Genomic DNA, 11,803 nt, shown 5'->3' with positions numbered 1-11,803 from the left:
CATATTGTAACCGAATAAAGGCCGAAAGTTGAAAAATAAAATTCTGCTCCCAACCCGAGATTAAATTTTTATTAGAAGCGGCAGGAAATGAAGACAATTTTATGGAAGTAGTATAAGATAATTAGCGAGGTTTATATCTATACTTGATGGGTAATACATATTGATAGGATTAAGGCGGAGGTGCACGATGCAAATTATTTTATACTTAAGCGTAGCCTTGATAGCGATTGCGTTTTTTGTACTTGTCATATTTTTATCGACAACACTCAAATCATTTCAGGTTACACTTACAAACGTTTCGAAGACATTATCTGGATTAGAAAAACAGTTGGAGGGTGTTACAGCAGAAACCACGATTCTTTTACAAAAAACAAACGCTCTAGCTGACGATATTAAGGAGAAATCCGATAGTTTAAATAGTGTGGTTGGAGCCGTAAAAGACGTAGGTACAACCGTCACTAAATTCAATGGGACTTTACAAAACATTACTCAATCTGTAGATAAACAAGTAGAGGAAAGTAAAGAAAAGGTCTCGCAAATTGTTCAATGGAGTCATATCATTCTTGAATTAAAGGATAAGTGGCAAGCTAGGAAGCAACAAAAAAACAGGGTAAGCTTAGACGAGGGCAAGAAGGTTAGATCCCATTAGAATAAAGAGGAGGAAATTAAATGCCTAATAGAGAATATGATTCACGGGATACGAATCAAACTCGAAATGAGGAGTCTTCCAATAGATTTTTGCTGGGAGCAATTATCGGAGGAGTGGTTGGTGCAGCTGCGGCACTGCTTTTGGCTCCCAAGTCCGGAAAAGATCTCCGCAATAAGTTTAATAACCAAGCTGGAACGATCTTCGATAAAACAGCTGCCATGCGTGAAAATGTAATGACAAAAAGCAATGAATTAGCGTCCAAAGGATCCAGCCTTTCCCAAGGAATTGTCCTACAATCCCAAGAACTATTGAACAAGGTAAAAGGAAAAATAACGAGCCAAGACGAGTTGAAAGAAGAAGGAGAATTAAACTATATTCCTCTTCATACTCCAAAAGAAAAGATAGAATCGAAGAAGTCAATCGAAATTGGACCCCTTGATAGCTCAGAAATAAGAAAAAAGCTGGAAGAAGCAGAAAAAGCCTTTGATGATGAAGAAAATAAGGTTAAATTATAAAAATTAGTCGCAAGCTAAATCTGTTTATTTGTTATAAAAACGGTGGAGTGATAAAATTACTTCACCGTTTATTTATTTTCTGGAGGTATGTACACATGTTAGAGAAAATTGATTCAATTGAACAATTTCATGAAGTATTAAAAAAGGAGAGTACGTTTTTTCTCTTAAAGCATAGCCTAACGTGTCCGATTAGCCATGCTGCATATAAAGAATATGAAAAATTTGCAAATGAAAATCAAGCTGTACCCACTTATTTCTTAGCTGTTCAGGATTCTCGCCCCTTGTCCAATGAAGTAGCAGAGAAATTCCAAATCAAACATGAATCGCCACAAACCATCTTGTTTTCAAACGGAGAGCCTTTATGGAATGCTTCACACTGGAAAATAACAAGTCGTTCTTTGACAGGTGCTTTTGGTGAAAATCAAGCATAATATATTACAAACGCTTTAGCGCTTAAAAGCGTTTAATCATTAAAGAAAAAACAAGTGACAAACAAATATTTATCCGCTATAATAAGTCCTAATTATTAAATTGTTATAATATTTAAATTCTTAAACATGAGCCGATATTATAATGACAGAAGAAAAAAAGGCATTCAGAGCTTTATTTTAAAGAGTTCTGATTAGCAAAGGAAGGACGGGGACGAAGGATGGGCAAAAAAATTGAATTAGAACAATTGAGGTCGCGTGTCGATGAACTAAACTTAGAATTGTTGAGGTTAATTAATGAAAGAGCACAGCTCGTTCAGGATATAGGGCGGGTTAAAGAAAACCAAGGGGTTTACCGTTACGATCCAGTCCGTGAAAGAAAAATGCTTGATATTATCAAAGAGAATAATGATGGCCCTTTTGAAAATTCGACCATTGATCATATTTTTAAAGAGATTTTTAAAGCTGGTCTTGACCTGCAACAGGATGACCATAGTAAAGCCTTACTCGTCTCAAGAAAAAAGCAGCCTGAAGACACCATTGTTACCTTAAAGGGTGAAAATATTGGCGATGGTAAACCACACTTCGTTTTTGGTCCATGTGCAGTCGAGTCATATGAGCAGGTGGCAACTGTAGCAAAAGCAATGAAAGAAAAAGGATTAAACCTATTACGTGGCGGAGCTTACAAACCTAGAACATCTCCTTACGATTTTCAAGGGCTAGGTGTTGAGGGATTAAAAATCTTGAAACGTGTTGCAACGGAATTTGATATGGCTGTTATTAGTGAAATTGTTAACCCAGCTGATCTTGAAATGGCTTGTGACTATATCGATGTCATTCAAATTGGGGCACGTAATATGCAGAACTTTGAACTGTTAAAAGCAGCAGGTTCCGTCAAAAAACCTGTTCTATTAAAAAGAGGGATTGCGGCTACAATCGAAGAATTTATCAATGCTGCTGAGTACATCGCGGCACAAGGGAATGGGCAAATCATCCTTTGTGAGCGTGGCATAAGGACTTACGAACGTGCTACAAGAAACACTCTAGATATTTCAGCAGTACCTATTTTAAAGCAAGAAACACATTTACCTGTAATGGTTGACGTAACGCATTCTACAGGTAGAAGAGACTTATTATTGCCATGTGCGAAAGCCGCGATAGCAATTGGTGCAGATGGTGTAATGGCAGAGGTTCATCCAGATCCAGCAGTGGCACTTTCGGATCAAAAGCAGCAAATGGATCTTAATCAGTTTGATAAATTCTATAATGAACTGCTTGCATCCAATTATGTTCGACTCTAATTTCAAGTAGATAGTTTTATGAAAAACCTTCTGCAACTCCTTGCAGGAGGTTTTTTTAATAATATTTAGCTATTTAGCAAAAATGTTGACAAATGCAATTGCGGCTTTAATCTTCTTGTCGTATCATTAAATACATATTAAAGATTGTTTACGTTCTCACAAACAAAAACAAAAACTAAATGTTTAAGTTTATACAAGCTGATGTAAAATAAAGAAAACGATGTTCGTTTTAGGAGAGTGTGTTAAGTGAATATTACTATTTATGATGTAGCAAGAGAAGCCAGTGTTTCAATGGCAACCGTTTCCCGTGTGGTTAACGGAAATCCGAATGTAAAGCCGGTGACCCGCAAAAAGGTGTTAGAAGTAATTGACAGATTAGGCTACCGTCCAAATGCTGTCGCTAGAGGATTGGCAAGCAAAAAAACTACTACAGTTGGAGTTATTATTCCAGATATTTCAAATATCTTTTTTGCCGAATTAGCCCGTGGGATTGAAGATATTGCAACGATGTATAAGTACAATATCATTTTAAGTAATTCCGACCAAAACAAAGATAAAGAATTACATTTGCTTAATACGATGCTCGGTAAACAAGTGGATGGATTAGTCTTCATGGGCGGTAATATTACAGCCGAACATGTGGAGGAATTTGAAAAATCACCGGTACCGATTGTGTTGGCAGGATCGATTGAAGAATCAAACAAGATACCTTCAGTAAATATTGATTATGAAGAAGCGGTATATGACTCAATCAAGGAATTTATCGAAAAAGGTCATAAGAATATTGCCTTTGTAGTTGGACCACTTCATGAACCTAAAAATACGTTCAAGAAGTTGAGAGGGTATCAAAGGGCATTACAAGATTCCGGCATTCCTTATAATGAAGAACTTGTGGTTGAAGGTGATTATACGTACGATTCTGGGATTGAAGCAATAGAAAAACTACTTGAAGTGGCAGACCGACCTACAGCCATCTTAGTGGGTTCTGATGAAATGGCACTAGGCGTTGTCCATGGTGCAGAGGACAAAGGCTATAAGGTCCCTGAAGATTTTGAGGTTATCACATCTGACAATACAAGGCTATCACTAATGGTGCGCCCGCAGCTTACAACCATTGTTCAGCCATTATATGATATTGGCGCGGTTGCAATGCGGCTCTTAACCAAATTAATGAACAAAGAAAAGGTGTCAGAACAAATTGTGGTTCTCCCACATCGGATTGAACACCGACAATCTACAAAATAAAATAATGGGGTGGCCACATGTTGGCCACCCCACTTTTTTATACGGATTCGCTCTTTTGCTGACTTCGAATCGGATAAAGTGCTTTTTCGAGGGTTAATAAATTCTTTTCGGTAATTTCTGCTTTTCTAGGGATGGGAGTATATAAATTGTCTGGATCGTCCCATTCCTTTGGTAACGAAACAGGAGCTTCCTTTCGCCAGGAAGCTAACCACTCCTTAGGTAAACTGCCATAACAGTTTGAGTTTTCTGTCATCTCCAGCCAAATAAGGGCCCATGCTCTTGGAACTACCCTCCAGATATCATAACCGCCGCCACCTACTGCAATCCACTTCCCTTTACAATACTGATGGGCAATTTCATGAGCAAGCCTTGGTATCTCTCGATAGATTTTCATTGTTGAAGAAAGGTGTGTTAAAGGGTCCAAATAATGGGAGTCTGCACCATTTTGGGTTAGAATCACATCCGGTTTAAAAAACTCAGCCACTTCTCTAAACGCATGTGTGTAGACCTGCAGCCACGATTTATCTTCGGTAAAGGCATCCACGGGGATGTTAAAGGAATAGCCATAGCCTAACCCTTGACCGCGCTCATTTACATTGCCTGTACCAGGAAATAAATATCTTCCTGTCTCATGGATCGAAAGGGTGCATACATTTGGATCATCATAGAAGGACCATTGAACGCCGTCTCCATGATGTGCATCGGTGTCCACATATAAGACACGAGCATTATATTTTTCTTGAAGATATTTGATGGCGACCGAGCTATCATTATAAACACAAAATCCAGATGCTTTTCCTCTGAATCCGTGATGCAATCCTCCGCCAAGATGAAGAGCGTGAAGTGCCTTTCCAGTCATAACCTGATCGACGGCCGTTAATGTCCCCCCAACAATTGAGGCGCTCGCTTCATGCATGCTAGGGAATATAGGAGTGTCTTCCGTCCCAAGGCCATAGTTTTCTGCTATCTCTTGTGGCAATTGGCCATTCCCTGCCTTTTTTACTGCTTCTATGTAACTTAGGTCGTGTATTAAGGCTAACTCTTCCGTAGATGCCATTCTTGGCGGGATGACATCGTCTGGATTAAGAGCATTAATCTTCTCTAGTAGGTCTACTGTTAACTTAAGCCGGAATTGGTCAAAAGGATGCTGATTGCTAAATTTATATTTCAGCAGCTCGTCTGAAAAAATAAAGGAACACTTATCGCTCATATTGAAATCCCCGGAAGGTTTGGCCATAATACATGAAAGCCAGCCTGTTTAAGGTCTTGAATTAATACAGTGGGATTCATAGTTTGCAATCTTATCACAAGTATTTTATATTGCTCATCTGTTTTATCAGGGTAAACTAATACACTCAATATATTTGCTTTCCGGTTCTTAATAACAGCAGTGATTTCACTGAGTTTACCCGCAAGATTAGGAATCTTAATTTCAATTTGTGATCCTGGCTGATGGGCCCCTGTTAATTCAACTAATGTCCGCTGCAAATCTGTTTCGGTCAAAATTCCAACCAATTCCTGGTTATTTATGATCGGCAGACAACTGATTTTATGCTCATAGAAGAGACCTGCCACTTCCTCGACGAAATCAAGAGGATGGCCTGTAATGACATTTCGTTCCATAATCGCCTCAAGTGGCTTTTTCATATCCTCTGGATGCTCATTGGCATGAAAAATAGATGGAGTTGCTTCATGTATTTTCGAAACAGTGACAAGACCAACTAAATGTTTCTCCTCATTAATTATAGGAATATGGCGGATTTTTCTTGACTCCATTAATTGGATTGCATCTGCAATGGTATCTGTTGGCAGAAGTACTGCAACATCTATTTTCATGATTTGTTCTACTATCATAAGAAAATCCCCCTTACCTAACCAAATATCAGGAAAATGATTAATACATAAACCGGTTCATAAATCTTAGACGGTCAAATTTTTGGATGGTTTCCATATCGATTCTTTTTCCCATCCTAGCCATGAGACAATTAGCAGGGTGTGAACAAATTTCAGGATCATCTGTTGCATACCACTCAAGGCCGCCCGCATTCATCATTTTTTCCATGATCTTCCGATACTCCCACACATTTAGTTTGGTACCTTTTAAATCCCAGTGCCAATAGTACTCAGTTGTGATGGTAAGATAATCTTCCATCGCATCATCCATCATGGAGACAATTAATAGGCTTTTCCCGACTGCACATCCCCTAAATTGAGGAATCACCTCGATGGCACCTAATTCGATTAAATTATCCATTTTGCCTTCTGACCATCGTTCAAGCGGGTCAGGATATAGAAAAGTAACATATCCGACAATGGTGTTTCTGTTCCTTGCAATAATAATTCTACCTTCTGGAAGCTCAGCAATACCAATTAAAGCCTGATGCTGCTGTGCAGAAGGGCGGAAGGCAGTGAGGTCTTCGTGAAATTCATAGCCAGCAAGTTTATCTGAAGTAATAGGCCCTTCAACAATTATAGACCCGTGAGGTGTTTTTAATTGTTTGGCATTGTATGTCATTTTGTGTTCCATACGGTCACCTACCCTGGAAAAATCTTTCTAATATAATTCTATTATACATAAAATCTATTACAGAAAAGTAACTTTACAAAATTTTCTGTCTTATAGTAAAAAAATATTGACATTTTATGTATAAATATAAAAAATAATAATATAGTACTTTTTTTAAAATTGTGAATAGTTATTATTTGTACTATAATAATTTAAAATAAGGTCAAAGGGGGAGATTGAATGAAAGTGGAAGCGTTGCCAGTTGTGCAAGGGGATCATAATCTAGGTAATTATCAAGAAATGTACAAGCATTTCGACTGGAAGGAAACAGAAAAGGAATTTACATGGAGTGAAACGGGGCTTGTCAATATGGCGTATGAGGCCATTGACCGTCACGCGAAAACCTTCCGGAAAAATAAAGTTGCACTATACTATCGTGATGGTTCAAGAAATGAGAAGTACACCTTTAAAGAAATGAAAGATCTATCAAACAAAGCGGGCAATGTGTTAAAAACTTACGGGGATGTAGAAAAAGGTGACCGTGTATTTATTTTTATGCCGCGCTCTCCAGAACTTTACTTTACGGTTTTGGGTGCAATCAAGCTTGGGGCTATTGTTGGTCCTTTATTTGAAGCATTCATGGAAGGGGCTGTCAGGGACCGTCTGCAAGATAGTGAAGCGAAAGTTTTAGTCACGACACCTGAACTGTTGGACCGGGTACCTGTTCAAGACCTGCCTGCACTGAAGCATATTTTCCTTATCGGTAATAAAGTTGATGAACAAGGCCGATATATTGACTTTTTGAAAAAATTTGATGCCGCTAGCAAGGATCTTCGAATTGAATGGGTTGACAGAACGGACGGCTTGATCCTGCACTACACATCAGGCTCAACAGGAAAACCAAAAGGCGTATTGCATGTACATAATGCCATGCTTCAGCATTACCAAACAGCTAAATGGGTGCTCGATCTAAAAGAGGATGATGTTTATTGGTGTACTGCTGACCCAGGCTGGGTAACTGGTACTTCTTACGGTATCTTTGGGCCGTGGTTAACAGGGACATCGAACGTAATTGTAGGCGGTCGATTTAGTCCAGAGTCCTGGTATCAAATGATTGAGGACTTTGGTGTAACCGTTTGGTACAGTGCTCCTACAGCATTCCGAATGTTAATGGGTGCAGGTGATGAATTGGTTAAGAAATTTGACCTAAGCAGTCTCCGTCATGTTCTAAGCGTCGGGGAACCATTAAACCCTGAAGTTGTTAAATGGGGGGTAAAAGTATTCAATAAGCGAATTCATGATAACTGGTGGATGACAGAAACTGGTGCGCAATTGATTAGTAACTATCCTTGTATGGAAATTAAACCAGGTTCAATGGGGAAACCGATTCCAGGTGTAGAAGCAGCGATTGTTGATAATCAAGGGAATGAACTTCCGCCGTATCGGATGGGGAACCTCGCGATTAAAAAAGGCTGGCCTTCCATGATGAATACAATTTGGAATAATCCAGAGAAATATGAATCTTACTTTATGCCAGGCGATTGGTACGTTTCAGGCGATTCTGCTTACATGGATGAAGAGGGCTATTTCTGGTTCCAGGGCCGTGTCGATGACGTTATTATGACCTCAGGGGAGCGCGTAGGACCGTTTGAAGTAGAAAGCAAGCTTGTCGAGCATCCTGCCGTTGCTGAAGCCGGTGTCATCGGTAAACCAGACCCAGTTCGTGGTGAAATTATTAAAGCCTTCATTGCACTCAGAGACGGCTATGCTCCAACGGACGAACTTAAAGAAGAAATTAGGCAATTTGTGAAAAGAGGTCTTGCCGCTCATGCAGCACCAAGGGAAATTGATTTCCGTGATAAGCTGCCGAAAACAAGAAGCGGGAAAATCATGAGACGTGTGTTAAAGGCATGGGAACTAAACCTGCCAACAGGTGACCTTTCTACAATGGAAGATTAAAGACCCGTTTTTCATAGGGAAAAAACAATGACTAGAGCCAGGCAGATGCCTGGCTTTTTAGTGTTCAAGAGCAGAAAAAACCGCACCAACTATCGGTGCGGTTTTAAATATTTACGGTGTTGTTGTTGGATCAGTCGGTTTAGTTTGAACATTAGGGCCATTCGGTACACCAGGTTTAGCAGGGCCATTCGGTACACTAGGTTTAGCAGGGCTATTCGGTACACCAGGTTTAGCGGGGCCATTCGGTACACCAGGTTTAGCAGGATCTTTCGGTACCGCAGGTTTAGTAGGATCTACAGGTGGTGGTGTTACTATTACTCCAGCCTCAACCAGATTCGATGGGGCAGACTCTCTACCAGCAATATCGACCGCCGTTACATAATAGGTACCAGTACCAGCTTGAAATGATCGTTTTGAGCCATTGATCACACTGCCTACCTTTGCTGAAACTAATCCACCTTGATAGACTCGGTAACCGACAACATCATTATCACCAGATGCTGACCATGTTAATGTATTTCCTTCTACTTTTAAGCTGACACTGTCGGGGTTCTTCCCGTTATCGGACATTTTTGCACTTGATACGAGAATTTTCCCCCAGCGCTCTTTCTGTGGAATTAGTTGTCTATAATTATGGAAGTTACTTCCAACAATGCGTTTGATAAAATCAGGATTTAAAATGAGACCAAATTGGGCAAACTCTTTTGGTGTAGAATCCAAGGCCAAATATTTTTTGTCGCCAACCATAACATATTTTCCTTCAATTAAGCTATCATCAACTCTTGTTGGTACATTATTGACATTAAAGTAATCTGATTCGATTAACCCTGCTTTTGAGCATGCCTCAGAAGGCAGCATTCCGGAAACTGCACAATAAGAACGTTGCACGATTCCTTTTGGCATTTTAAATGTCTTCTTTGGAGCAATTAGATCAGGTTTAATTTTATAGGCAGCGTTCATTAACTGAGCCCATAAATTATTGGTCCGTGAACTATAAGACATACCGGATGTCTGGAGCGATTTTGGTGTATCATACCCTCTCCAAAGACCAAAGGTGACATTAGGGTTTGAAGCAACGAACCAAGAGTCAATATATTGATTTCCTGTCCCCGTTTTCCCAGCCCAGTCCGCACTGAAATTTAGTTTGCTTCTAACTCCTGCTGCCGTTCCCATCTTTACCACGTCACGCATCATATCAATCGTTAAATAGGCTGTTTGTGGCTTAAAGACATTAACAGGTTTCACTTCGTGCTGATAGATAACCTTGCCATTTTTATCGACAATTTTATCAATCATATAGGCATCAATAAATTTCCCATCATTAGCAAAGGTACTAAATGCGTTCGTATTTTCTTCGATGGTTACCCCATTTGTCATTGATCCAATCGAAGTAGCTAGATTGGTATAATCATCTTTTCTTAAAGAGGTAAATCCCATTTTTTCAAGATACGTGGCGGGACGTTGATCAACGATACTCTTGTAAAGCTTAACCGCTGGTACGTTATAGGATTTCGCTAATGCATATCTTGCTGAAACTAGTCCGCTGTACCGATAGTCATAGTTTTGCGGCCAAGGATCACTTCTGCCGGGAGCAAGACTTAACGCTACATTCGGCAGCGGTGTTCCCGGAGCTGCTTTTCCTAACTCAATCGCTGGTGCATAGACAAGAAGTGGTTTCATGGTAGAACCGTTTTGTCTGATGGCACTGGTTGCGTGATTAAGCTGTTGGTCGTCATAATTCCTTCCAGCGACAAAACTGATAATTTTTCCAGTCTTGTTTTCGATCAGTTCCGCCCCAACCTCAGCTGGTTCCATAACTGTTTTTATTTCTCCAGTTTCAGGATCCTTTTTTTCTTGTGGCTTATCGGGTCCGTAATATTGATAATTGTCCTTAACTTTTTGCATCGCATCGTATATTTTTTTGTCTATTGTCGAATGAATTTGGTATCCATTTTGACGCAAAGCATTTCTAGCTAATATTTGATATTTATATGCAAGGTTGTCATCGTTTTTTAACTCTTTTTCTGAAATCCCATCATTTTTTGCTAAGACAGTGGTCAGGACTTCAATCGACCGCTTTTCAATTTCGACTGTTAGCCATGGGTATTTTTCCAGTGGATTTGCAACCGGTTTGATAAAATCTTTTTTAATATCGTAGGCAGAGGCTTGCGCATATTCATGCTCGTTAATATAGCCGCCGTCAAACATTCTCTTTAGGACGGTTTTCATCCGTGTGAGACCAGGTTCCAGATATTGCGGTTCTTTTATCGTCCCTTCCCGTGTAAACGGGGTATATCCAAACGGGCTTTGAGGCAATCCTGCAATGAAGGCAGCTTGCGGGAGTGTTAAATCACTCGCCTTTTTACCAAAGATCCCTTTTGCAGCTGCTTGAACACCCGCAATGTTTCGTCCAGACGAATTTCTTCCTAATGTAGACACATTAAGATAAGCTTCAAGAATGTCTTTTTTATCAAAAAATTTCTCTAAACGAAGAGCAAGTAAAATTTCATTGGCTTTCCTTTGAAACGAGACCTCATTTGTTAAGATTTGATTTTTTATTAATTGCTGTGTTAACGTACTGCCGCCGGATTGAACAGCAGAATTTGTCACTTCCTGAAAGACGGCCCGAAATACTGCTTTTGGGACAACACCTTTATGCTTGTAAAAGTATTCGTCTTCGGTTGCAACTACCGCATTGACTAAATCATTTGATACATCGTCCAATTTTACTTCTTCCCGTTCCAAGTCGGTGTGAAGTTTACCAAGATAAACATTATCCGAAAAATATAACTCAGAAGTTTCCGTATAGTTATAAATATCTTTTTTCATGCTGTCATACGAGCGAACAGGTTCATCTTTTACAAGTGAAGCAAAATAACCCGCCCCAACACCTGTCGCAAATGATCCGCCAAGAATGCCGACTGTTAATACAAGGAGGAACAGATTCCAAACTACTTGATATGTGATTCGTGCACTTTTAACCGTTCTTTTATGGGTAAATATGTTCAGCACGGATTTTGCTTTTTCTATCAATGCTTGTAATTTTTCAACCATCTATAGTATCACCTCATCTAAAATCAAGTACATTATAGCATACCAAAGGTATAAAAACTGACAAAGTTCTACATTTATCTGAAATTTCCAGTTAAGTTTGACAGGGAACTTGAAATATGGTAAAAAAAGCTATACATTAATTTAAT

Annotated in this window: 10 protein-coding genes; 6 read left to right on the top strand and 4 right to left on the bottom strand. The window is 39.4% G+C overall.

Going from position 1 to position 11,803, the window contains the following annotated elements; genetic code table 11:
- Window positions 1-187: 187 nt before the first annotated feature.
- From ACSU6B_RS25800 to ccpA, 5 genes are all read left to right on the top strand, one after another.
- A complete protein-coding gene (locus ACSU6B_RS25800; protein ID WP_215010612.1) occupies window positions 188-649 on the top strand; it encodes a DUF948 domain-containing protein in 462 nt (153 codons plus the stop codon).
- 20 nt (window positions 650-669) lie between these two features.
- Window positions 670-1,164 carry a YtxH domain-containing protein gene (locus ACSU6B_RS25795; RefSeq protein WP_410889206.1) on the top strand — a complete coding sequence of 165 codons (495 nt, stop codon included), beginning with the start codon at window positions 670-672 and terminating at the stop codon, window positions 1,162-1,164.
- Between the two features lie 95 nt (window positions 1,165-1,259).
- Window positions 1,260-1,595: a bacillithiol system redox-active protein YtxJ gene (ytxJ, locus tag ACSU6B_RS25790; protein ID WP_410889205.1), complete on the top strand. Its 336-nt coding sequence runs from the start codon at window positions 1,260-1,262 to the stop codon at window positions 1,593-1,595.
- A gap of 218 nt (window positions 1,596-1,813) precedes the next feature.
- Window positions 1,814-2,893: a bifunctional 3-deoxy-7-phosphoheptulonate synthase/chorismate mutase gene (locus ACSU6B_RS25785; protein ID WP_168245349.1), complete on the top strand. Its 1,080-nt coding sequence runs from the start codon at window positions 1,814-1,816 to the stop codon at window positions 2,891-2,893.
- A gap of 246 nt (window positions 2,894-3,139) precedes the next feature.
- A complete protein-coding gene (gene ccpA, locus ACSU6B_RS25780) occupies window positions 3,140-4,138 on the top strand; it encodes a catabolite control protein A (protein WP_410889203.1) in 999 nt (332 codons plus the stop codon).
- 37 nt (window positions 4,139-4,175) lie between these two features.
- Here the strand turns inward: ccpA and ACSU6B_RS25775 are convergent, their stop codons facing one another.
- From ACSU6B_RS25775 to ACSU6B_RS25765, 3 genes are read right to left on the bottom strand one after another with little or no spacing between them, the layout of a single operon-like run.
- Window positions 4,176-5,348 carry an acetoin utilization protein AcuC gene (locus ACSU6B_RS25775; RefSeq protein ID WP_410889201.1) on the bottom strand — a complete coding sequence of 391 codons (1,173 nt, stop codon included), beginning with the start codon at window positions 5,346-5,348 and terminating at the stop codon, window positions 4,176-4,178.
- Window positions 5,345-5,992: an acetoin utilization AcuB family protein gene (locus tag ACSU6B_RS25770; RefSeq protein WP_410889200.1), complete on the bottom strand. Its 648-nt coding sequence runs from the start codon at window positions 5,990-5,992 to the stop codon at window positions 5,345-5,347. The genes ACSU6B_RS25775 and ACSU6B_RS25770 overlap by 4 nt, the downstream gene beginning before the upstream one ends.
- Window positions 5,993-6,032: 40 nt before the next feature.
- Window positions 6,033-6,665, bottom strand: a complete 633-nt coding sequence (locus tag ACSU6B_RS25765; RefSeq protein WP_410889198.1) for a GNAT family N-acetyltransferase — start codon at window positions 6,663-6,665, stop codon at window positions 6,033-6,035.
- 219 nt (window positions 6,666-6,884) lie between these two features.
- Between ACSU6B_RS25765 and acsA the strand changes: the two genes are divergently transcribed.
- The gene (gene acsA, locus ACSU6B_RS25760; RefSeq protein ID WP_410889196.1) at window positions 6,885-8,603 is read left to right on the top strand and encodes an acetate--CoA ligase; all 1,719 of its coding nucleotides are present in this window, start codon (window positions 6,885-6,887) and stop codon (window positions 8,601-8,603) included.
- Between the two features lie 111 nt (window positions 8,604-8,714).
- On the opposite strand, the gene ACSU6B_RS25755 is transcribed toward acsA, so the two are convergent.
- Window positions 8,715-11,657, bottom strand: coding sequence for a transglycosylase domain-containing protein (locus tag ACSU6B_RS25755; protein ID WP_410889194.1), 2,943 nt, complete (start codon window positions 11,655-11,657; stop codon window positions 8,715-8,717).
- Between the last annotated feature and the right edge of the window lie 146 nt (window positions 11,658-11,803).

Source organism: Neobacillus sp. C211 (assembly GCF_051842875.1).
GTDB lineage: Bacteria > Bacillota > Bacilli > Bacillales > Cytobacillaceae > Neobacillus.
The sequence above is the reverse complement of the archived record's forward strand: the minus strand, read 5'-3'. Positions and strand labels throughout refer to the sequence as shown.